This is a genomic window from Streptomyces venezuelae ATCC 10712 (assembly GCF_008639165.1).
GTDB lineage: Bacteria > Actinomycetota > Actinomycetes > Streptomycetales > Streptomycetaceae > Streptomyces > Streptomyces venezuelae.
On sequence record NZ_CP029197.1, the window covers coordinates 7058489 to 7080779 of the forward strand.

The following is a 22291-nucleotide window of genomic DNA, read 5'->3' on the forward strand; positions in this document are numbered from 1 at the left end:
ACGGGATACGGGCGTGAGACGGTTTGGCGATGCGGGGGTGCCGGTGAACCCCGGGACCGTGGGGATCCCGGGGTTCACCGACCGAATGCGGCTCAGAGACCGGCGAGACCGGTGATGCCGGCGGTGTTCACCGAGACGCCGGTGATGCCCTGGGCGAGGCCGGGAACGCCGCCCACGAGGCCCTCGACGCCCTGGACCGTCTGGAGGGAACCGACGGTGCCGAGCAGGCCGGTGACGTCGCCGGTCACGGCGCCGGCGAGGCCGCCGGAGATCGAGACGAGACCGCCGGACACGGCGTCCAGGTCGGCGTCGGAGATCTCAACCGTCTCAAGGTCGTGATGCATGATGCGCACCCTTCATTTGTTTGGGGGGAATCCTTTTCTGCGGCCGCAGCGGGCTGATCAAAGCACGCGAACGGGCTAGCGAACCAATTCGGTTGACGATTCTCCGGGGGCGGTTGTGGACCTCGGGTCACGTCCGTGACGCCATGTTCACGGAATGCCGACACGTTCTCCGCAGGAACGAGTAACAGAATCCGGGGGGTCCGTACGCGTGGGGGACACAAGGGGCGAGAACGGGACGAGCGGGACTGGGTCCGTCCCCTTCCGGTCGAGGAATCGTGAAGGGCGCGGTCCTCAACCCATGCACGTTGTGCAGGTTCCGGGGGTGGTGCGCCCCTCACCGACGGTCACTCCCTGCTCACCCGCCGGTCCGGCGTGGATGCGCGCGCGAACGCGGACGGAGCTGTGGACGGCGGCGCGGCCGGGGGGGCCGGACGGGCGTCCGGCGGACCCGGCACGGGTGGCGGCGGCGGCACACCGACGGCGGTACGAGTCCCCCGACATCGGGGACGGATCGGGCGGTCCGCACCCCTCCGGATGATTCCGGTCGGAACGGATTTCCGCAGGGGGCGGCGGCGGGGCCGCCTCTCCGTGCTCTTCCGCTCCCGCCCGCCCCCGTCCGCCGGCGTTCGTTCCGGGTCCGCCGGACACCGTTCCGGAGCGTCGCCGTCGACTTTCGGCCAGACCTTCTCGGCCGGTCGTCCGAGAGGCGATACCAGAGGAGGCCGCTCTACGGGTAAGTTTGCCAACTGCGCACCGCACATGAACGGTTGACGACTACAGTGTGTGGTTGATGATCATCGATAGGCTCATCACAACCATGTCGTCCACCGCGTGAACCACCCCCGTAGTACGCCGAAGCAACCCCCGCAGTACGCCGATTCCTGGGCACGTACGTACCAAGGACACTCATGTCTCAACTTCGCGCACCCGCCTCGCGGTCCGATCGACGCGAGGGCGGGCGGCACGGCCGGTCAGGCGCCCGCCCCGCCCCCGGTACCAGCAGCAAACCCCCCACCCCGGCCGCCGCCCCGCACCCGACGGAAGCGCGGATACGGCCCCAGCTCCTGCGCACCTCCGTACTTCCCGCCGTCGCGGTCGCACTGGGCGGCGCCGCCGCCGTCCTCTTCACCCTCCGCTCCACCGGAGCCACCCCCACGCCCGGCCTCTGGGCCGCGCTCACCGGCGCCGCCGCCCTCACGGTCGCCTCCGTGACGGCCGCCGCGCTCGGTGCGGACCGGGCCGCCAAGGCGGTCGTCGACCGGTGCAACGCCCTGCGCCGCACGACCGCCCGGGGCCAGAACGAACTGCTCACGGTCGTCGAACAGTTGCGCAAGGGGGAGGCGGTCCCGCCCCGGCCCGCACTGCCGGCCGGCTCCGCGTCCGGCGACGAGTTCGACCTGCTCTCCCAGGAGCTGACCCGCTCCCACGAGGCCGCCGTCGCGGCCGTCGTGCAGGCGTCCCAGCTCTCCAGCAGCGTCGGCAACGAACAGAAGGTCGAGGTCTTCGTCAACCTCGCCCGGCGCCTCCAGTCCCTGGTGCACCGAGAGATCCAGCTCCTGGACGAACTGGAGAACGAGGTCGAGGACCCGGAGCTGCTCAAGGGCCTCTTCCACGTCGACCACCTGGCCACCCGCATCCGCCGTCACGCCGAGAACCTCGCCGTGCTCGGCGGCGCCATCGCCCGCCGCCAGTGGTCGAACCCGGTCACCATGACCGAGGTGCTGCGCTCCTCGATCGCCGAGGTCGAGCAGTACCCGCGCGTCAAGCTCGTCCCGCCGATCGACGGTACGCTCCGGGGCCATGCCGTGGCCGACGTCATCCACCTCCTCGCCGAACTCGTCGAGAACGCCACGCTGTTCTCCGCACCGCACACCACGGTGCTGCTCCGCGCCCAGTACGTCACGGCCGGACTCGCCATCGAGGTCGAGGACCGCGGGCTCGGCATGCCCGTCACCGAGCAGAACAAGATGAACGCCCTGCTCGCCGACCCCGACCAGGTGAACGTCGCGCACCTGCTCCAGGACGGCCGCATCGGACTCTTCGTCGTCTCGGCCCTCGCCCGCCGCCACGGAATCGCCGTACGCCTCCAGTCCAACATCTACGGCGGAGTCCAGGCCGTCCTCGTCCTGCCGCAGGGCCTCCTCGGCGCCGACCCCGAGGGCCTCGCCCAGCACGAGCGCCAGACCGCCGCGACGGCCGGCTCGGCCGCGGTCCCGCCGAACCAGGTGCAGATGCAGCCCCAGCCGACGACGCGGACGCCGGCGCACCCGCCGTCCCAGCCCGCGCCGTCCCAGCCCGCGCCGGGGGGCACGACCCCCCTGCACACCCCGGCCCAGGCCCCCGCACCGGCGCCCCACGCGGCGCCCCACGCGACTCCGGCACCCGCCGCCCACCCCCAGGCGCCCGTGCCCGTGCCGGTCGCGATGAACACGCAGGCGGCCATGAGCGCGCCGGCGGGCATGAGCGCGCCGGTCGCGGCGAACACGCAGGCCGCCCCCGCACCCGTACCGCAGCCCGTGGCGTCCCCCGAGCGGACCCCCGTCCGCCACGAGGAGACCTCCGCCCCCGGCCCGCACACCCACCCCCGTACGACCGAACGCCCGGACGGATACCCGGACTCCGGTCGCCACACCTCGGCACCGGTCCGGCCGGCCGCTGCCGAGCACACGGTCCCGCCGGCCTCCTACCTGTCGCCGCTCCCCCCGGCGCCCGAGGACAACGGCCGGCCCGTGCTCCCCAAGCGGCGCGCCCAGGAGCACATCGTCCCGCAGCTGCGCGACGAGCCCGTGGCCCGCAAGCCCGAGGAGCACGCCCTGCACGACCCCGGCTTGATGGCCGCGTTCCAGCGCGGCATCGGTCTCGCCGAGTCCCAGCCCGCCCCCCATGAATCGCTGCGTCCAGGCGACGCGCACAAGGAGTAGACACCATGGCGAGCAATGTGCCCCCCGGCCATTCCTCGGACCTCGACTGGCTGCTGAGCGGACTGGTCCAGCGGGTCCCGTACACCCGCAACGCGGTTCTGCTCTCCTCCGACGGCCTCGTCAAATCCGTCCACGGCCTCGACCCCGACGCCGCCGACCACATGGCCGCCCTCGCCTCCGGCCTGTACTCGCTCGGCCGCAGCGCGGGCGCCCGGTTCGGCGACGGCGGTGAGGTGCGCCAGGTGGTCGTCGAGCTCGACTCCACCCTCCTGTTCGTCTCCACCGCCGGCTCCGGCACCTGCCTCGCGGTGCTCGCCGGACGCGAGGCGGACGCCGCGGTCCTCGGGTACGAGATGGCGATGCTCGTCAAGAGCGTCCGGCCGTACCTGGTCACCCCCGCCCGGCAGGCAGCCGGTGTGGTGGGTGGCCTCGGACAGTGAACGTGACGCCTCCTCAGGAAGGGCCCTGGCTCGACGACGCGGCCGGCCGGCTGATCCGTCCGTACACCGTCAGCGGTGGCCGGACCCAGCCGACCACCGCCCTGGACCTGCTGTCCATGGTGATGGCGACCGGCTCGTCACCCCAGGCCCATCTGGGCCCCGAACACAGCCTGGCCCTCGGGCTGTGCGACGGGCCCACGTCGGTGGCCGAGATCGCGGCGCACTTACGGCTCCCGGCCGTGGTCACCAAGGTCCTGCTCTCCGACCTCGTGGACTGCGGGGCGCTCACCGCGCGCGCCCCCCGGTTCCACGCCAACCCAACCGACCGTTCCTTGCTGGAGGCAGTGCTCGATGGCCTACGACAGCGGCTCTGAGCGCCACGACAGTTTCGCGACCGACCCCTTCCCCACCGCGCTCAAGATCCTGGTGGCGGGCGGATTCGGCGTGGGCAAGACGACCCTCGTGGGTGCGGTCAGCGAGATCGAACCACTGAGCACCGAAGAGCTGCTGACCTCGGTCAGCGCGGCCACGGACAGCCTGGAGGGCGTGGAGTCCAAGTCGACGACCACCGTCGCCATGGACTTCGGCCGCATCACGCTCGACGACCGCCACGTGCTCTACCTCTTCGGCACCCCCGGCCAGGAGCGCTTCTGGTTCATGTGGGACGAACTCTCCGAGGGCGCGCTCGGGGCGGTCGTCCTCGCCGACACCCGCAGGCTCCAGGACTGCTTCTCCGCCGTGGACTTCTTCGAGCGGCGGGGCATCCGGTTCGTCGTGGCGGTCAACGAGTTCGACGGCTCGTTCCGCTACGAGCCCGACGAGGTCCGGGCCGCGCTCGACCTCAAGCCGGAGGTCCCCGTCGTCACCTGCGACGCCCGGATCTCCAGCTCCGGCATCCGCACCCTGCTGACGCTCGTCCAGCACCTGCTCACCACCATCCCGGCCGCCGTGCCGAGCTACGGAGCCACGCCATGACGTACGACCCGACCGGTCACCTCCTGCTGACCCCCGTCGACAAGGACGCGCCCGCCCGAGTGCAGCGGCTGCGCGAACTCGGCCTCGGGGAGCGGCCGGAGCCGGCGTTCGACGAGTTCGCCCACCGTCTCGCCGACGTGACCGGCGCCCCGTTCTCGATGGTGAACTTCATCGACGAGAACCAGCAGTTCTTCGCGGGGCTGCACACCCCGGAGGGCACCCACTCGGGCAGCGACCTCGGCGCGGCCGCCGCCGGAACCGGGGGCGTCGGCCGCTACATGGCCCGCGACCACGGCTACTGCCCGCACGTGGTGGTACGCCGCAAGGCGCTCGTCCTGGAGGACGTCTGCGACTACCCGCGCTTCGCGGGAAACCCGGTCGTGGACGAGATCGGCATCCGCTCCTACATGGGGGCGCCGCTGATCGACCGCTCGGGCGTGGCGCTCGGCACGATCTGCGTCGTCGACACGGACGTACGGCCGTGGGGGCGCGCCGGCCTGGAGACGATCAAGGCGCTGGCGGCCGAGCTGATGGAGCAGATCAACCGCCGTGAGGACGGCAGGTTCTGACGGCCGGTCGAGAACGGAGCACACCCGAGAGCCCCGGCGCGGCGAGACCGCGCCGGGGCTCTGGTGCGTCGGGGTGGGGCTGTGGGGGCTCTGGTGCGGCCGGGAGGCTCAGTGATCAGGCGTGCACGGGCTCCAGCTCCGACTCGAGTGTCGTCTCCGCTTCCAGCTCCGGCGTGCGGACGACCTCGGACAGCCGTTCCGACCAGCTGCCCTTGTCCTGGCCGAGGGCGACCTCGGCCAGGCGCAGGAGCTGGACGTCGGAGGTGCCGGCCGGCGCGAAGATGTGGTGCGCGTCCCTGAGGTAGCGCTCGATGGGGCGGTCGGTGAAGAGACCGGCGGCGGCGTGGATCTCCATCGCGTTGCGGCCGGAGTCGATGGCCGACTCGACGTTCACGAGTTTCGCGTTCATCAGCTCGGCGTCGCAGGAGAGCCCCTGGTCGAGCAGGTGCACGGCGTGGTACGCGGCGAGCCGGGCGGTCATGAGCCGGGACTGCATCTGGCCCAGCTTCAGCTTGACCGTGGGGAGGTCGTGGAGGGGCTTGCCGTAGCGGATGCGCTCGGAGGCGAAGCGGGTGGTCTCCTCCAGGATCGCCTGGTGGATGCCGAGCGAGACGGCGGTGAGGTTGGCCCGGCCGTAGAGCACGCTGGAGGAGTACGCGACGGAGAGGCCGTCGCCCTCGTCGCCGAGGCGGTTGGCGGCCGGGACCCGGCAGTTCTCGAAGATCAGCTCGCCGAAGCTGAAGCCGTGGAGCCCCATGGACGGTCGTTGAGGACCGGTCCTGAAACCTGGACGATCGGATTCGACCAGGAATGCGGTGAGGCCCTTCGAGCCGGGACCGGTTCTGACGACGACGCCGTGCAGATCGCCGACGTGGCTGTTGCCGACGTAGACCTTGCTGCCGTTGAGGATGTAGTCGTCGCCGTCACGCACGGCGGTGGCGCTCATGCCGAGGACGTGGCCGCCGGACTCCGGCTCGGTGACCGCGATGGTCGGCAGGCACTCGCCGGCGGCGATGGCCGGGAGCCAGGTCTTGCGCTGCTCGTCGCTGCCGAAGTGCACGATCTTGGCGGTGCCCAGCTGCGAGGCCTGAACCATGGCGCCCATGGCGCCGCTGACCCTGGACAGCTCCTCGATGATGATCGTCTTGGCCAGGTGGCCGGCGCCCATACCGCCGTACTCCTGGCTGATCGTCGCCCCCAGCCAGCCCTGCTCCGCTATCAGCCGGGACAGTTCGTGGTGGACCGTGCGGGACGCCTCCATCTCGGCTATCCGTGGCCGGACCTCACGCTCGGTGAACTCGCGGACCGTCTCCCTGAGCTGATGATGCAGTCGACTGCTGAAGTAGCCGTCCATCCGGAGTACCTCTCCTGCGAAACGCCTGATCGGTTGTCCGGTCAGGTGGTGCATCGGCAGTGGCCCCGTCCCGAACAGGCCGACCACTTCATGGTGTTGATCTTTCCGGGAGGGATCAATATCGCCACCGTTTTTGTCTGAAACCCGAGCGGTTGACGAGCGAACGCGACTGTGTTTCGGGCAGGATTGACCTGCTCCGCTTGTTTGGAGCCCCATTCCGCTTAGGCGTCTTTCTGCCACTCGCCGTCGGCGCCGAGCGAGTGGGCATATGGCCATGAGAGCGCCCGCTCCACCACATGAGCGCCGTCCACCCCGAAGCCCCGACATTTCGGAAGTCCGACGCTCCACTTCCCGCCAGGCGACCCACCTCCACGCCCCGCCCGCGCCCCGGTGGTGCGCCCCCGACGGGAGGGACGCCGGAGCGAGCGACCCGTTACGGAGAGTGATCGTCCTGCTCCGGCCGGCGCCCGGCGGCTCACCGTCGCAACCCGCCCCCGCACCGCCCCCGGTGACCGCCGGGAAAGGGTTCGTGACCACCAGGGAAAGTGCGGTATTGTTCTCATGCGCGTCCAGCCAGGGGAAACCCCAGGTCAGACGGGCACCGGGACGTGGCGCAGCTTGGTAGCGCACTTGACTGGGGGTCAAGGGGTCGCAGGTTCAAATCCTGTCGTCCCGACTCGAAAGAGTCGTTGATCAGGGGCCGTTTCAGAGCAATCTGAAACGGCCCCTGATCGTTTTCGGGGACCGACGGGGCCGCTCGCCCCTCGTTCCCCTGCCGACCTGGCCCAGGGACACCGCTGTCGGGGCAGGTCGTCTGTGGTGGGATGGCGCGATGATCGCCACGGTGCTCTGGGAGCGGCAACTGCACCAGCGGGGCGGTGCGTCCGGTTTCGTCGTGGGGCCGGACTGTGTCGTCCTGCACGAGAGGCGTACCCGGCTGATCGGCGGTGACGTCCGTGCGGACCCTCGCATGGGGCGGCGGGGTGCTGACCGGCAGCGGGCAGGAGGCGGTTCTCCTTGACCCGGTCGACGGGAGCGACTTGGCGCGGTGGCGGCTGCCGGGCCCGCTCGCGGGACCCGACGCGAAGGCGTTCGTCCCGGTCGGTGCGGAGCGGGTGGTGGCGGTCTGCGAAGGCTCGGCGCTGGTGACCCTCGGGATCGGCGAGGACGAGCCCGCCCGGCTCGGCTCCTACGATCCGTTCGGAGCCGTCGGCCACGTCCACGGGGCGGTCTGGATGCTGCGGTCAGGCCGGGGGCTGCTCGCGGTGGATCCCGCCGACGGGACCGCGCTGTGGTCGGTCGAGGCGGATCGCAAGATGGTCACCGACCCGCTGCCGTACGTCGACGCGCTCCTGGTGGGGGATGCCAACGGCGGCCTCCGGAAGGTGGGGCCCGACGGCCGGACCGTGGAGGGGTGTTCCCTCCCAGGGCGGCGCCTGGACGCGCTGGCCGCCGCCGGCGACGGCGGGCTGTTCTTCGCGGCGAAGGGCACCTTCGGCTACTTCGCCCTTGCTCCGTGAGCCGGGCGGCCGACCACTTCCGGAGCTGGGGGCCATCTCCGTACGCGAGTCCACTCGGCAGGGACCGGGAGAGTCGACCCCGGCCAGTGGTCGCACATGTGTGCAGCAGTAGTGCGCGGGCACACGGACAGCACCTCTTGGAAGGAGTCCCGCGATGCTCGGCATAGTAGCCGCCGTACTGTTCTTCATCTCGTTCCTGATCAACGCCGCGGACATCGGCACCAACGACGTGTTCACCTCGGCGAACGTCATGCTGCTCGGACTCACGGCCCTGGCCCTGCACGTTGCGGGCATCGGCGCCGGCCGGACTCGCCACAGCAACGGACGCCGGCCCTGGTCCCGTTCCTGATCCGGGCGGTTCGATCTGGACATTCCTGGTCCGACGCGGTCGGCGTCACACGCCGTCGGCCTGCGTCGCCGTCGGAGCGACGAACCGGATCCGGCCGACGCGCTCCGGCGTGCGCCCCCCGTGCACCCGGTGCTGTGTTCCGCCCGGTGTTGCAAGGGCAGAGGGGTGGGGGTGGCTGCTCGCGTCGTGCACCCCTGGCACGACGGAGGACCGAAGGGGTGGGAATGATACGAGTGACGGTGGTCTACGAGGCGCAGCTCCTGCGGACCGCGTTGGTCGAACTGCTGAGGTCGGGCGGGGTCACGGTGGTCTCCTCGCTGTCCAGATGGCCGCACGGCCCGGCGGCGGGGGAGTCCGAACCCGACGTGTACGTGGCGGACGCCGAGTGTCTGCCGCCCTCGGAGAAGCGGCTCGTGGCCGCTGCCGCACCGGGCTCGGGGGAGGGCGCGCGGGTCCGTCCGGTCCTGCTGGCCCTCGTCCCCGGGCAGCGGCCGGGGGTACTGCGACGGGCCCATGCCGCCGGCGCGGCCGGCTTCGTCGACCAGAACGCCCCGAAGGATCGATTACTCGAGGCCGTGCACCGTCTGGCCAACGGGGAGCGGTTCATCGACGACACGCTCGCGCTCGGGTTCCTCCAGGCCGCGGAGATGCCCCTGACCCGGCGTGAGCTGAGCGTTCTCTCGCTGGCCGCCGACGGAGCGCCGGTCGCCGAGATCGCCGCGACGCTGTTCCTGACCAAGGGCACCGTCCGCAACTACATGGCGAGCGTCATCCGCAAGGTAGGCGCCCGGAACCGCGTGGACGCCATCCGCATCGCCCAGGGCGCCGGGTGGACCTGAGCACCGCCCCGCGGCCCTGGCGGGCAGGGCCGGCTCACCCTCGGACCTGGCTCCAGTGCCCCACCAGATCGCGGTAGAGAGCGGAACGCGCGAGCAGTTCCTCGTGCGTTCCGTACTGGGCCCGGGTGCCGTCGAGGACGAGGATCCTGTCGGCCCGGAGTGCCGAGGACAACCGGTGGGCGACCACGACCAGGGTTCCTGGCCGCGCACTCAGCGCCCGCTCGGCCGTGGCCTCGGCGACGGGGTCCAGGTGGCAGGTCGCCTCGTCGAGCAGCAGCAGGGGGGCGGGGGCCAGATGGGCGCGTCCCAGCGCGATCAGCTGGCGTTCGCCGAGGGACAGGGCGTCGGGCGTCAGCGTACGGTCGAGCCCGCCCACCCGGTCGACGAGGGATTCCAGGGCGAGCGCGTCCACGGTCCGGTCGACGGCGGACGGATCGGCGCCGGGCCGCAGGTACCGCAGGTTGTCCCGCAGGGTGCCCGTGAAGACGTACGCCTCCTGGGGAGTCAGCACGCGCAGGGCGGTGAGCTCCGGGCGCGAGCAGGCGGCGACGGCGTGGCCGAAGAGCCGTACCTCGCCCTGATCGGGGGTGAGCATGCCCGCCGCGACGTGCAGCAGGGTCGACTTGCCGATGCCGCTCGGGCCGACCACAGCGATGTGTTCCCCTTGCTCGACGGTGAGTTCCAGCGCGTCGAGGACGGGGCGTGCCCAGGGGCCGTACGACGCGCGTACGTGGCGCAGCTCCAGCGCCGTGGCCGCCCGGCCCGTACGGCGCGGGCCGGGCGGGGCGTCGGCGGGGGAAGGGCCCGGGGGCAGCGGTCGGGTGAGCCGGTCGAGGACGACGAAGAGCCGCGCGCCCGCGGCGCCCAGGACGGTCATCAGGGTGTGCAGGGCGGGGAGCAGCGACTGGAGGACGTAGGTGAGGGCACCCACCACGGCACCGGCCGTGACGCCCTGGCGGAGCAGCCACGGTGTGGCGACGAGCAGCAGGAGGACCGGCAGCTGTCCGGCCGTCGCCACCGCGAACGTACGGACGGACGCCCAGCGGGCCAGGGCGCGTTGGGCGGCGGCCGCCTCGTCGACGGCACGGCGGTTCTGCGCGGCGGTCGCCTCCTGGGCACCGCAGGCCACCGTGTCCCGCAGGGCGGAGCGGGTGATCTCGGCACGCCGCCCGACGGCCTCGTCCGCGTCGAGGTACCGGTGCTGGGCCCGCGCCATGGGCCGCAGGGAGACCGTGAACAGGGCGAGGCCAAGGACCAGGGGCGGAAGCACGACGAGGAGGAACTGCGGCGCGAGCGACAGCAGTCCGGCGAGGGCCCCGACGGCCACGAAGACGAAGGAGCGGGTGGCCAGCACCAGTCCGGCGAAGCTGTCTCGGGCGATCTCGGTCTGACTCGTCAGCCGGGACACCGCGGTCGTGTCCGCGCGCCCGCCCGTGGTCGTGGCGGTGCGCAGGGCGCGTACCACCGACCCGCGTACGAGTTCGTCGCGCAGCGGTTCCGTGAGGGGGGGCAGCTGGGCGAAGACGCCCCGGACGACGGGAGCGCCGAGGAGGATGGCCACGGCGGCCCCCGCCAGCCAGAGGAGGCCGGTCGAGGGCGTGCCTTTCAGAAATCCGTCGTCGAGGGAGCGGGCCACGCAGTAGCCGCCGAGGAACGTCTGCGCGGATTCGGCGGCCGACCACGCCGCCAGTTTCGCCAGGACGCCCTTGCGGCGCACGAGGAGTGACCGGAGGAAGGCGGTGACGCGCCGGGCCGACTCCGCCTCGGGGGAGGAGGCCGCCGGTCCCGGAGGGGGGACACCCCGGGCCGGGGCCGTCCTCGGGGCGGTGACCTCCGGCGCCGGACGGTCCGTCGCCCTCGGCGCTGTCGGTTTCCTCTCCCGCCCCGGGCGCGGAGGGGGCGTCACTCGCCCGCTCCCGTCCCCGGGACGGCCGACGCCGGAGCGCCGGAGCCGACGATCTCCGGGGGAGCGTCCGCTCCGGTCGCCGGTCGTGTGGCGTCGGCTCCGGTCGCCGGCCGCGTGGCATCTGCTTCGGTCGCCGGTCGCGTGGCGCTCGCCCCGGTTGGCGGTCGTGTGGCGTCCGCTCCGGTCGCCGGCCGCGTGGCAACTGCTTCGGTCGAGGGTCGCGTGGCGCCCGCCCCGGTCGCCGGTCGTGTGGCGTCCGCCGCGGTCGACGGTCGCGAGGTGTCCGCCGCGGTCGCCGGCCGCGTGGCGTGCGTTCCGGCCGACCGGCGCGCGGCGTCCGCCTCGGTGGACCGGCGCGGGGCGTCAGCAGGTCCGGCCTCCGCGGTGAACACCGCGCGGTACTCCGGTTCCTCCCACAGCAGGCTGTGCGGTCCGCACCTCCGCACGCGGCCCCCCTCCATCCAGACGACCTGGTCCGCCCGGGCGGCCGTGGACACCCGGTGGGCCACGATCAGCCTGGTGCACGCCCGTGACGGCGTGGCGAGGGCGGCCTCCACCTGACGTTCGGTGGCCGTGTCGAGGCTCGACGTCGCGTCGTCGAGGATCATCAGACGGCCTCGGCTCATGAACGCCCGCGCCAGACCCAGGCGTTGGGCCTCCCCGCCGGAGAGCGGGGCGTCGTCCACCGGGGTGTCGTAGCCCAGCGGCAGCAGTCGGACGAAGGTGTCGGCGCAGGCCGCCGCCGCGGCGTCACGGACGCCGGCCGGGCCGGCCGGGCCCCGGGCGGGCCCGGTCCCGGCGGCCAACGCGGCGCCGATCGTGGGGGTGGCCCCGCCGTCGAAGAGGGGACGCGCGAAGGCGTACGCGGTCGCCCCGCGCAGCTCCGCGCGGGAGAGTTCCGTCAGGTCGACGCCGTCCAGGAGGACACTCCCGGCGTCGGGGTCGGTCAGCCGGCCCGCGACGGCGGCCAGGGTCGACTTGCCCGCTCCGGAGCGGCCCACGACGGCGACCGTCGATCCGCCGGCGATCGAGAGCGTCACGTCCGTGAGCAGGGGGACGCCGCCGCGCGTCACCCGCACCCCCCGCAGCCGCAGGTCCCCGGGCGCGTCGGCCGGCAGGACCGCGGAGCCGTGCGGCATCGGCGCCAGATCGGCGAGTTCGGCGGTGCGGCGTCCCGCGCTGCGGGCCCGGACCAGGGTGCCGAGCGGTGCCGCGATGCCTCCGATGCCGGCGGCGAGCGCCGCGTACCGCGAGGCGGCGAGCAGACCGCCCACGCTGACCTCGCCCGCGGCGAGAGCGATCCCCGCGACCGCGACGACGGCCGTGGTGAGCAGGGGCAGCAGGACACCGCTGCGGGCCACGGCGCGGCCGTGGACGAGCCACATGCGGGTGCCGTGCTTCGTCATCTCCGGCAGCGGGGCGAGGACGCGCTCCTCCTCGTGCCGTGCCGTGTCGGCGGCGGCGATGGTACGGGCGCCGCCCAGCGCCTCGGCCAGCCGGGCGGCGACGGCACCCTGGGCCCGCTGGTAGTGGCCGACCGAGTCGGAGGACTGGGTGGCGAACGCGCGCAGCAGGAGCAGGAGCAGGGGCAGACCGGCCACGAAGACGGCGGCGGTCCAGAGGTGTATGAGGGCCAGGGCCACGAGTGCGCCGATCGGTACGAGCACGGCGGACACGGACGTCGCCAGAGCCGCCGGGGCCGTGCCGCTGTCGGTGGCGTTGACGCAGAGCCGGGCGGCGACGTCGCCGCCCGTGTGGGGTGCTGCCCGGTGGGGCGCGGTGCCGAGGAGGCCGCCCAGGGCGCGCAGCCGGATCCAGGCGGTGGCGCGGGAGTTGGCGATCTGGGTCAGAAGTACCGAGCAGGTCTCCAGGAGCACTTCGGCCGCAAGGAGTACGCCGGTCCACAGCAGCCACGTCTCCGCCCCGGGCCGGTGACGCAGCAGCAGGTCCAGTGTTTCGCCGGCGAGCGCGGGTACGGCGAGCGAGCAGGCCGCCCCGGCGACCGAGCAGAGCAGCAGCGCGGCGGTGGTTCCCGCCGTGTGCCGTACGGCGCCGCGGAGCAGCCGGTCGGAACCGGTCGGCGAGGCCATCCGACCCCCTCTCTTCCCCTCCGGGAGCGACGTTGCGCCGGGCCGCCGGTGCCGGCCCGGACGGCCGGGGCCCCGGGAGCAGCGCTCCCGGGGCCCGTGACTCCTCACCGGCGCTCGGGGCGCCGTGCGGGAAGCCGGATCGGCTCAGTTACAGGTGGTGACGCTGAGGCTGCTGTCACCGCAGAGCAGGAGGCTCGCGCGGCTGCCGGTCTCGACGTCGCCGATGGCCTCGTCCTTGGGGGTCTCCAGCGACTGAAGGTCGAAGAGGTTCATGATCGTTTCCTTTCGTAGGGGACGGGTGGTGCGGGACGACCCCGTCACGGGGCCGGTTCGTGGGGCCGCGGAAGCGGCGGAAGGAAGGGCAGGTGGGCCGGGCGGTCGCCCAGGGCCGAGGCAAGGGCGAGCAGGACGCCCGCCGTGCCCGTGGAGAGGTCCATGGACAGGCGCATCATCTGCTCGCCGGGGAAGGCGAGACGGCCCTGGTAGGCCATGGCGTGCCAGCTCAGGCAGCCGACCTGGCGACGTACGTCCTCCGGTGTCGTACCGGGACCGCCGACGTTCGTACGGGCGAGGTGGAGCACCATCCCCGCGACGCCCCGGAAGAGACCGGGCTGGGCGTAGAAGGTGGCCTGCGCCGCCCGCACGATCTCTTGGCGCGCCCGGTCCAGGTCGTCGTCGCGCCGGTGGAGCAGGTAGTCGTCGATCACCATGCCGATGCCCACGCTGCCCGCGCCGAGGTACGGCATGGTGCGCCAGCCCTCGTCGACCTGCAGGGTCCCGGAGGCGCCGCGGACGCAGCGGCTCAGGTCGTCGTGGAGTGCCTCGGCGGCGAGGTCGAGGAGGGCGGTGTCCCCGGTGCGCTCGTAGAGCCGTATGAACAGGAGGGCACGTCCGGCGGAGCCGTGCAGGAGTCCCGTGCGCGCCTTGCCTGCCGCTCCCGCCGGTCGGGCGGGCGCCCGGAGCGGTCGGGCGGACAGCTCGGCGCAGCGCAGGGCCGCGGTGTGGAGGCCGCTTTCACCGGTGGCGACGGCCAGGGCGTCCAGGGCGAGGCCGACGCCGGCCGTCCCTCCGTACAGGTCGGGGGCGAGGGCCTCGTGGTCCTGTTCGGCGACGAGTGAGGCCAGTTCGAGGGCGGCGGCCGGGTGCCCGAGCCGTTCGAGGGTCCAGGCGACACCGGCGAGCCCGTCGTAGAAGCCGAGTGGTGTGCCGGAGTCGGGTTGTTTGGCGTGCTGCAGGAGTCTGTCCTCGGCCTCCGGACATCGGGGTGCACCGCTCTCGTGCAGGGCGTGGAGCACTCCGGCGGTGCCGTGTCCGACGGTCATGCCCCCGCCGGCCGTGGCGAACTGCGCGATGTCCCCGGGGAAGAAACGATCCTCCCTCTCGGGCGTCGCCGAGGCCAGGATCGCGGCCACCATGGAGTCACGGCTGTTCGGCCAGTCGCCCGGCTCCGCGGGCAGGAACCGGGAGCGGCCCTCCGCACGGTCGGGCGCCCGCGAGCTCCCGCCGGGCCGGCCGCCGGCCGGGTCGCGGGTGATCTCCCGAACCGCCTCGTCCAGAAAACCGGGCGGCAGCGGGAAGCGCGCCGCCGCGGTCTCCGCCAGGTGCGCGGCCTTGCCCCGGTCCACCGCCAGCAGGCTGGTGAGCGGGATGAACAGCGCGATCCGGAGGCACGCGAGGGCGTACCGGTCCACATCGACGCCCCGCCGGTCGGCGGGGGCCACGAACGCCGGGTTGGCGACGGTCTGGCGACCGCCCTCCGCGGCGGGCCGGGCCGCCTCGAAGTCCAGCAGCGTCACCGAGGACTCGTCCTCGGACACCATGATGTTGAACAGATGCAGGTCGTTGAAGACGATCCCGCGCTCGTGCACCGCGGCCACGGCCCGCTCGACGAGCCGGTGGATGCGCAGCGCCCACTCCGTGTACTCGGCGAGCCGCTCCGCCGACGGAGCGGCCTCCATCAGCGGATGCCTCCGCGCGAAGAAGGTGTTGAGCGGCTTGCCGTCCACGAACTCCAGGGCCAGGAAGTGGTGGTCGCCCACCGTGAAGCCGCCGAGGACCTCCGGCGTGCAGGCGAGCCCCGAGAGCCGTTCCAGGGCTTCGCGTTCGCGGTGCAGCCTCGTCACGGCGTCCGCGCCGTCGGCGGCGAGGCCGGCGTACGGCCGCGCCTCCTTCAGGACGACCCGCCGCCCGGTCCGCCGGTCCCGGGCCTCGTACACGCCGCCGCCGTTGGAGAAGTGCAGGGCCTTCTCGATGTCGTACGGCATGTCCTGGACGGTCACCGAGGCCCTGGCCTCCAGGTGCGGACGCAGGAAGGCGGGGGGAGTCACCCAGTCGGGCACGTGGAAGACGGGGTCGCGCCGGTCGGGTACGAGCGTGCCGGACCCGTCCTCGACGGCCGCCCGCAGCTCCCCGTGCTCGTCGTAGCAGTGGCGGAGGGTGAAGCTGCCGTACCGCAGGTGCACGGGGCCCCGGCCCCAGCGCAGATCGCTGAGAATGTACGGCCCCGGCCGGCCCTCCAGCAGCTCCGCCAGATCGGTGGCCACGCGCTCGCACTGCTCGTCGTCGGCCGGATACACGGTGATGAACTTGCCGCTCGCCGAGCGGTCCGCGTACTTGGCGTTGCGCTGGTGCAGCAGATAGCGGCTGGGGACGAACTTGAAGGCCACGCCGTGTTCCAGACAGTACGCGCGGACCGTGGCGAGGATCGCCTCCGCGTTGTCGAGACAGGCCGAGACGTGGATCTTCCAGCCCTGCGAAGGGAGCGACAGGTCCAGGGGGCGCAGGGCGAGCCAGTCGCCCCTGCGGTGGGACGTCCATCCCTCGGGTACGGGGAGGGTGGCCGCCCGGTAGAGGGAGCCGCCGGCTCCCTCGGCGAAGACCAGACGGTGCGGCGCGTCGTAGAAGTGACGGTCGGCGTCGCAGAACACCGCGTACCCCTTGTTCACTGCGCACTCCCTCGGTCGGTGACGGACACGACGCTGTCACGTCACCCGAGGGCCCAGGAAGTCGCCGCTGTCACCTTCCACCCATGCGGAACGCACAGGTAACAACAGCCCCGCGGATGCCTCCGGGCCGGGACGACCGGCTCAACTCCCCTTGTCCGGTGGCCCGGTGGCCCGGTGGCCCGGTGGCCCGGTGGCCCGGTGGCCGGGCGGCCCGATGGCCCGGTGCGTCCGTCGGGCGGCGAGGCCCGTCCGTCAGACGGCGGGCGGTGGCCCGTCGACCAGAGCCCGCGCCGCGGCGTACTCCTCGCGGGCAGCCTGTTCCGCGACGTCCAGATAGCCGTACGCGTCGGCGCCGACCGGGATGCGCAGGGGCGTGGGGCCCTCGGTGTCGACGATCGCCAGGACCCGTACGGCGAAGTCGTCGGGACGCCCGGTGCCGGGGCTGTCGGCGAGCCCGCGCGCGCCTTCGAGCATCTCGCGGTTGGTCACGTCGTAGGCGGGGACCCGGTGGGCGGCTTCCGTCATGGCGGTGCCGTAGCGGGTGGCGAACATACCGGGTTCGACGACCGTGACACGGATGCCGTGCGGGGCCGCCTCCACCGCGAGCGCCTCGCTCATGCCCTCCAACGCGTGCTTCGCGGCCACGTACGCGCCGAGACCCGGGAAGGCCATCCGGCCGACGACGGACGAGACGTTGACGATGTGGCCGTGCCCCTGGGCCCGCATCAACGGCAGTGCGAGCCGCGTGAGTCTCCAGGGCCCGACGACCAGTATCTCCAACTGGTCCCGGAGCTCGGCGTCGGAGACCTCCTCCACCGCGCCGAACAGACCGACGCCGGCGTTGTTGACGAGGATGTCTATACCTCCGACACGGTCGACGGCCGTCCGGACGGCCTCCTGGCATGAGGCCGGGTCCCGCAGTTCCAGCGGGACCGGGACGATTCGTCCGGGCCAGGCGGCGGCGAGGTCCTCCAGGTCCGCGGTCTTGCGGGCGGTGACCACGATGTCGTGCCCCGCCCGAGCCGCCGCGTCGGCCAGTGCCCTTCCGAGGCCCGAAGAGCACCCCGTGATCAACCAGCGCCTGCCCATGGATTCCCCCATACGGATCGCCGAAGTGGTGACGCGTGAACGGTCCTGCCCTCTCGCGCCGCCGGACGCGCACCGTCCCGACCACGCCGGACGGGACGGGACGCGCTTCATCGTGGAGGCGAGATCCGGCCACGCCCATCCCTCACGCGGGGGCGCGCGGACGCACGGACAGGCGCATCGGTGCCGGCTCCCCGACACCGCACGAGCGCGGCCGGCCGCCCCCGCCGGCCGCACGCGCGAAAGGCGCAGGGATGTCCCGGGGCATCCGGGGCAGCCGTATCCGGAGGTCCCCACTCGGCGGCCGCACGGCAGAAGGCGGCAACGGAAGACAGGGAGCACCGACATGCAGGTCCGTCCGTGGCGCGTCCACCCCGACTCCGGGCTGACGGCTCACGCGGTCGCCGGCCGGTACCGGCTCGACGGCCTGCTGGGGAGAGGGGGAGCGGCCGACGTCTACGAAGCCGTGGACCTCCGGCTGCGCAGGCACGTCGCGGTGAAGGTCTTCCGCGGTGGCGACGCCAGGACGGAGGAACACTCCGACAACGAGGGGCGTCTCCTGGCCCAGCTGCGGCATCCCGGTCTGGTGACCCTCTTCGACTCCGGTCGCGACGAAGGGCGCCCCTTCCTGGTGATGGAACTCGTCAGGGGGACGACCCTGCGCCGGCGCCTCGCCCGCTCCGCGCTCTCGGTGACCGAGACCCGTCGCATGGGGGTCGCGCTGTCCTCCGCGCTCGCCCATGTGCACGGAACAGGAATAGTGCACCGCGATGTCAAGCCGTCGAACATCCTCCTGGACCCGACCGGTGCCCCGCGCCTGACGGACTTCGGGATCTCCCGCCGCTTCGCCGCCACCGACGCCCCCGCGGCGGTGCCCGACGCCGCGAGCGGCGCGGCCGCCGCCCCGGCCACCGACGGCGAGGACACCCTCATAGGGACGGCCTGCTACATGGCACCGGAGCAGGCACTCGGCCTGACCACGGGGCCGCGGGCCGACGTCTACAGCCTCGGACTCGTGCTCCTGGAATCCCTCAAGGGCGAACGGGAGTACGACGGCCGGCCCCTGGAGGCGGCGCTCGCCCGGCTGCACCGCCCGCCGCGGCTGCCCGACGGACTCCCCCCGGGCCTCGGCGAACTGTTGAGGGCCATGACGGCGCACGAGCCCTCCCGCCGTCCGGACGCCCGCACCTGCCAGCAGGTACTGGCCGCGCTGCCGATCCCCGACGCGTGCGACGCCCGGCACGCCGCACAGCCGGTGACGGCGCCCGGAACTCCCGCGCGCCCGTCCGGAGTCCGTCGCTCGCCCGGCACGCTCCCGAGCCGGCGGCACGCGCAGACGAAGGCGGAGCCGGCGCCCAGGGCGCTCCACCGCCCGGGGTGGCTGCTCGCCAAGAGCGCCGCGCTGGCCGCCCTCGGCGTCACGCTGACGGGCTCCATCGGCGCCGCCCCCGTCGGGGGCCGGAGCGTCGTCGCGGACCCGCCGTCCTCCCGAGTGACCGCCCAACAGGTACCGGACGCTGCGCAGGCGATGACGGCCGACCGACCCGAGCGCGCCGCACCGCCCGCGGAGTCGCGGGTCACCGGCTGAGGGAGATCGCGAAGGGCTCGAATCCGCGGGAGCGGATCACGTGGGGGACGAAGAGGATCGCGGCCTCCGTGGCGCGGGCGGTCCGGATTCCGCCCAGGTCGGTGATCCACTCGTTCTTCCAGCCGAGGTCGGTGAGGATCTCGCGGACGGTCTGCTTGGCCTGGGGGTTCTCTCCGGAGAGGAACGCGGTGGGCGGGTGGGTGAGGGTGGCCGGCGCGGTCATCACGGGGTAGAGCATGGTGTTGAGCGTCTTGACGACGTGCGTTTCGGGGAGCGCTTCCTGGAGCAGTTCGGCGAGGCTGGAGCCGGGGTGGAGCAGGCCGGCGGGGAGCCCGTCGGGGCCGTCGGTGGTGGCGTTGGAGACATCGACGAGGATCTTGCCCCGCAGTTCCTCCCGCAGCGCGCCGAGGCGTTGCGGAGAGCCGGCGCCGGGCGTGGCGTTGATGACGATCCGGGCGGTGCGGGCGGCCGAGGCGGCGGCGCCCGGCGTGCGGTCCGCCGTGGTGACCCGGTGCCCGGCTCGGGTCAGGGCGGTGGCCAGGCTGCCGCCGACGCGGCCGTTTCCCAGAACTGCGATCTCGTACGTGGACATGGCGGTTCGACTCCTTCTGGTGTTTTCGCTGCTCTTCGTCGGGGTCAGCGGGCGAGCGCCGCGGCGGCGTGGGCGTGTACGCCGGGTGCGGCGGCCAGGAAGCTGGTGCTCCGCGTGGTCCAGGGGCGGCCCCCGGCATCGGTGACCCGGCCGCCGGCCTCCTGGACGAGCAGGGCGCCGGGCAGCAGGTCCGCGCGGGCTCCGGCGTACTGCCAGAAGACGTCGAGCCGGCCGGCGGCGACGTTCGCCAGGTGCAGGGTCGCGGGCACGGCGGTCCGTACGACGAGGGCGTCGAGGAGCATGGCGGTGATCGAAGCGCCTGTGCGGCGTACGACCTCCTCGTCCTCGTCCGGCCGGGCCTGGCTGGTGGCGACGATGCTCAGCCCGAGCTCCGCCGTCCGGGAGACGTGCAGCGGCCGGCCGTCGAGGTGGGCGCCTCCTCCGGCGAGAGCGGTGTAGGTCTCGCCCGTCAACGGCACGTGGACGACCGTCAGCACGGGCCGGTTCTCGCGTACCAGGGTGGCGGTCACCGCCCAGTCGGGAAGGGCGTGCAGATGGTTGACATTGCCTTCGGCCGGGTCCACGACCCACCATTCGCCGGACGGCAGTGCTCCGCCGTCGAGTTCGTCCTCCACCCAGCCGGCGTGCGGGCGCAGGGCCCTGAGACGGGGGCGCAGGGTGGAGAGGACCGTGTCGTCGTTGGCGGCGAGGGCGCGCATCAGCTCCTCGCGGGTCTCGTGGCGGACCACCTCGCCGAAGCGCTCGCGCAGTGCCGAGCCGGCCGTGCGTACGGCGGTCACGGTCCGGGCCAGCAGGTCGGCGTCGGAGAGGGGGCCACCGGAAGAGGCCTGATGGGGTGCGGACATGGCGGAGCTCCTGACGGCGAAGGGGATGGGGGCGGGGTGCCGCGTCGACCGGGCCGGGCGGTCCGCGGGTGCCTGTGCCTCAACGGTAGGGAGCCCCATAGTTAACTTCAACTGCATGTCAGGCACGCCTAGGATGACTCTCATGCAACTGGATCTGAACCTGCTCGCGGCGCTCGACGCACTCCTCGAGGAAGGCAGCGTGGCCGGCGCCGCCGCACGCCTGCACGTGACCGCTCCCGCGATGAGCCGGAGCCTCGGCCGTATCCGCCGCACGACCGGCGACCAGATCCTGGTGCGGACCGGTCGCACGATGACCCCGACTCCCTACGCGATCGCCGTCCGGGCCCAGGTGCACGAGCTGCTGCACCAGGTCCAAGGGGTACTGGCACCCAGCCGCGAACTCGACCTGGCGACGCTGGAGCGCACGTTCACGCTTCGCTGGCACGAATCCCTGATCGCCCTGAGCGGACCCGCCCTCCTCACGTCCGTACGCGCACAGGCACCCGGCGTGCGACTGCGCTTCATTGGCGAATCGAACTTCGAATCGCACGAGTTGAGACGCGGAGAGGTGGACCTGGAGGCGAACGCCAACCGTCCGGGTGCGCCCGACGTCCGCTCCGTGAAGGCGGGCGAGACGCGCCTGGTCACCGTCGTGAGGCAGGGCCACGCCCTCACTCGCGCCAAGACCCTCACCGCGCGGCGCTACGCCGCGGCGGAGCACGTCATCGTCTCGCGACGTGGAAACCTGGACAACGCCCTGGACGAGGCTCTCGCCGGGCTGGGGCTGAGCCGGCGCGTCGTGGCGAGCGCACCCACGGAAGCCGCCGCGTTCGCGTTCGCGCGCGACTCCGACCTGGTGCTGAGCGTTCCCGAAGCCACCACGCGCTCGGCGGTCACCGACCTCGGCCTGGCCGTACTCCCGCTGCCGCTGGAACTGCCCCTGGCCCAGGTCCACCTGTCATGGCATCAGCGCTACGACACCGACACCGCTCATGCCTGGCTGCGCGGGCTGGCGCGGGAGGCGTTGGCCGCGATCGCCGCACCAGGTGGCAGTCAAGGGCCGCTGTGATCGCTTCTTCGGGCAGTCGGCGTTCTGGTCCATGCTGTTCCTGTCGGCCGTCATCGCGGCCGGCGGAGTGCTCACGGGTTCCCGTCGTGGTCGTCACCAACGAAGGCCGCCAGGTACAGGCCGGGCGCGTCGGCGGCTGACCCCGGCTCCGTACGGCGCCGCCCGCACGGGCCCGGCGACGTCATGCGGGGGCGGCGAGCGGCGGGTGGTCGAGCACGCGCGGCTTGTACTCGACGAGCTGGATGCTGTTGTCGAAGGTGCGGTGCCCGATCATCTCGAGAGCGACGTCGGGATAGCCGTCGTAGATGCGTTCCTCACCGGTGGCGCCGGTGATGACCGGGAACATGACCACGCGGAAGCGGTCGACGAGTCCGGCCTGCAGGAGGGAGCGGGACAGGCTGAGGCTGCCGATCGTACTGAGGAGGCCCGTGCCCCTGGATTTCATGGCGCTGACCGCCTCGACGGCGCTGTCGCGGACGAGGGTGGAGTTGGCCCAGGTCAGGGGCGCCTGGAGCGAGGAGGAGAACACCACTTTGGGCGCTCGGGTGAGCTCGTCGACGGATGCTTCCTCCTCGGGCCTGAACTCGTCCTGGCCCGAGGGGACCGTGCCCGCGGCGAAGCCCGACATCAGGCGGTAGGTGTTCGCCCCCATCAGATAGGTGGCCTGGGGCTGCTCGCCCAGCCACGCGAGGTACTCCGGGCCTTCGAGGCCCCAGAACCCGGGCCAGCCGTCTCCCGACGCACAGCCGTCGAGGGAGGTGATGAAGTCGACGAGAAGCTCCGACATGGCGGTGTCCTTTCCTGGCCCGCCACGAGCATGGACCGACCGGGAGCGCCG

At 72.8% G+C, this 22291-nt stretch carries 20 protein-coding genes and 1 tRNA gene; 11 read left to right on the top strand and 10 right to left on the bottom strand.

Annotation, left to right across the window (positions count from 1 at the left end):
• Positions 1-92: 92 nt before the first annotated feature.
• On the bottom strand, positions 93-344 hold the full coding sequence (locus tag DEJ43_RS32360; protein WP_015037650.1) for a hypothetical protein: 252 nt from the start codon (positions 342-344) through the stop codon (positions 93-95).
• 908 nt (positions 345-1252) lie between these two features.
• Between DEJ43_RS32360 and DEJ43_RS32365 the strand changes: the two genes are divergently transcribed.
• From DEJ43_RS32365 to DEJ43_RS32385, 5 genes are read left to right on the top strand one after another with little or no spacing between them, the layout of a single operon-like run.
• Positions 1253-3265, top strand: a complete 2013-nt coding sequence (locus DEJ43_RS32365; RefSeq protein ID WP_015037651.1) for an ATP-binding protein — start codon at positions 1253-1255, stop codon at positions 3263-3265.
• A gap of 5 nt (positions 3266-3270) precedes the next feature.
• Positions 3271-3705 (top strand): roadblock/LC7 domain-containing protein, encoded by a 435-nt coding sequence (locus tag DEJ43_RS32370; protein ID WP_015037652.1) that lies wholly within the window; start codon positions 3271-3273, stop codon positions 3703-3705.
• A gap of 2 nt (positions 3706-3707) precedes the next feature.
• A complete protein-coding gene (locus DEJ43_RS32375; RefSeq protein WP_086024655.1) occupies positions 3708-4079 on the top strand; it encodes a DUF742 domain-containing protein in 372 nt (123 codons plus the stop codon).
• Positions 4057-4680 (top strand): GTP-binding protein, encoded by a 624-nt coding sequence (locus DEJ43_RS32380; protein ID WP_015037654.1) that lies wholly within the window; start codon positions 4057-4059, stop codon positions 4678-4680. Before DEJ43_RS32375 ends, DEJ43_RS32380 begins: the two co-directional genes overlap by 23 nt.
• Positions 4677-5249 (top strand): GAF domain-containing protein, encoded by a 573-nt coding sequence (locus DEJ43_RS32385; protein WP_015037655.1) that lies wholly within the window; start codon positions 4677-4679, stop codon positions 5247-5249. The genes DEJ43_RS32380 and DEJ43_RS32385 overlap by 4 nt, the downstream gene beginning before the upstream one ends.
• 115 nt (positions 5250-5364) lie before the next feature.
• Here the strand turns inward: DEJ43_RS32385 and DEJ43_RS32390 are convergent, their stop codons facing one another.
• Entirely contained in the window at positions 5365-6603 is a 1239-nt protein-coding gene (locus DEJ43_RS32390; protein WP_051025968.1) for an acyl-CoA dehydrogenase family protein, read from the bottom strand.
• Positions 6604-7205: 602 nt separating this feature from the next.
• On the opposite strand from DEJ43_RS32390, the gene DEJ43_RS32395 reads away from it, so the two are divergent.
• The 4 genes from DEJ43_RS32395 (at position 7206) to DEJ43_RS32410 (ending at position 9311) form a co-directional block, all read left to right on the top strand.
• A tRNA-Pro gene (locus DEJ43_RS32395) sits at positions 7206-7279 on the top strand.
• Positions 7280-7559: 280 nt separating this feature from the next.
• On the top strand, positions 7560-8123 hold the full coding sequence (locus tag DEJ43_RS32400) for a hypothetical protein (protein WP_145953729.1): 564 nt from the start codon (positions 7560-7562) through the stop codon (positions 8121-8123).
• 154 nt (positions 8124-8277) lie between these two features.
• Positions 8278-8472: a hypothetical protein gene (locus tag DEJ43_RS32405; protein WP_015037658.1), complete on the top strand. Its 195-nt coding sequence runs from the start codon at positions 8278-8280 to the stop codon at positions 8470-8472.
• Positions 8473-8696: 224 nt separating this feature from the next.
• Positions 8697-9311, top strand: a complete 615-nt coding sequence (locus DEJ43_RS32410; protein WP_015037659.1) for a helix-turn-helix transcriptional regulator — start codon at positions 8697-8699, stop codon at positions 9309-9311.
• A gap of 34 nt (positions 9312-9345) precedes the next feature.
• Here the strand turns inward: DEJ43_RS32410 and DEJ43_RS32415 are convergent, their stop codons facing one another.
• The 5 genes from DEJ43_RS32415 to DEJ43_RS32435 form a co-directional block, all read right to left on the bottom strand.
• Positions 9346-11028, bottom strand: coding sequence for an ATP-binding cassette domain-containing protein (locus tag DEJ43_RS32415; RefSeq protein WP_051025969.1), 1683 nt, complete (start codon positions 11026-11028; stop codon positions 9346-9348).
• A 185-nt stretch (positions 11029-11213) separates the two neighbouring features.
• Positions 11214-13307 carry an ABC transporter ATP-binding protein gene (locus tag DEJ43_RS32420; protein ID WP_015037661.1) on the bottom strand — a complete coding sequence of 698 codons (2094 nt, stop codon included), beginning with the start codon at positions 13305-13307 and terminating at the stop codon, positions 11214-11216.
• A gap of 144 nt (positions 13308-13451) precedes the next feature.
• Entirely contained in the window at positions 13452-13580 is a 129-nt protein-coding gene (gene ramS / locus DEJ43_RS32425; protein WP_015037662.1) for a mycelium formation morphogenetic lantipeptide SapB, read from the bottom strand.
• Positions 13581-13624: 44 nt separating this feature from the next.
• Positions 13625-16252: a class III lanthionine synthetase LanKC gene (gene lanKC / locus DEJ43_RS32430; RefSeq protein ID WP_015037663.1), complete on the bottom strand. Its 2628-nt coding sequence runs from the start codon at positions 16250-16252 to the stop codon at positions 13625-13627.
• 252 nt (positions 16253-16504) lie between these two features.
• Entirely contained in the window at positions 16505-17353 is an 849-nt protein-coding gene (locus DEJ43_RS32435; protein WP_341874299.1) for an SDR family oxidoreductase, read from the bottom strand.
• A 331-nt stretch (positions 17354-17684) separates the two neighbouring features.
• On the opposite strand from DEJ43_RS32435, the gene DEJ43_RS32440 reads away from it, so the two are divergent.
• On the top strand, positions 17685-18926 hold the full coding sequence (locus tag DEJ43_RS32440) for a serine/threonine-protein kinase (protein ID WP_015037665.1): 1242 nt from the start codon (positions 17685-17687) through the stop codon (positions 18924-18926).
• Here DEJ43_RS32440 and DEJ43_RS32445 read toward each other — a convergent pair.
• Together DEJ43_RS32445 and DEJ43_RS32450 are read right to left on the bottom strand one after the other, a co-directional pair.
• Positions 18916-19518, bottom strand: coding sequence for an NADPH-dependent F420 reductase (locus DEJ43_RS32445; protein WP_015037666.1), 603 nt, complete (start codon positions 19516-19518; stop codon positions 18916-18918). The two genes, DEJ43_RS32440 and DEJ43_RS32445, sit on opposite strands and share 11 nt — an antisense overlap.
• A gap of 44 nt (positions 19519-19562) precedes the next feature.
• Complete coding sequence (locus DEJ43_RS32450; protein ID WP_015037667.1) at positions 19563-20384, bottom strand: 3'(2'),5'-bisphosphate nucleotidase CysQ; 822 nt, start codon at positions 20382-20384, stop codon at positions 19563-19565.
• 142 nt (positions 20385-20526) lie between these two features.
• Here DEJ43_RS32450 and DEJ43_RS32455 point away from each other — a divergent pair, with 142 nt between their 5' ends.
• The gene (locus tag DEJ43_RS32455; protein WP_015037668.1) at positions 20527-21453 is read left to right on the top strand and encodes a LysR family transcriptional regulator; all 927 of its coding nucleotides are present in this window, start codon (positions 20527-20529) and stop codon (positions 21451-21453) included.
• 181 nt (positions 21454-21634) lie between these two features.
• Here the strand turns inward: DEJ43_RS32455 and DEJ43_RS32460 are convergent, their stop codons facing one another.
• Positions 21635-22240 (bottom strand): dihydrofolate reductase family protein, encoded by a 606-nt coding sequence (locus tag DEJ43_RS32460; RefSeq protein WP_015037669.1) that lies wholly within the window; start codon positions 22238-22240, stop codon positions 21635-21637.
• Positions 22241-22291 lie beyond the last annotated feature (51 nt).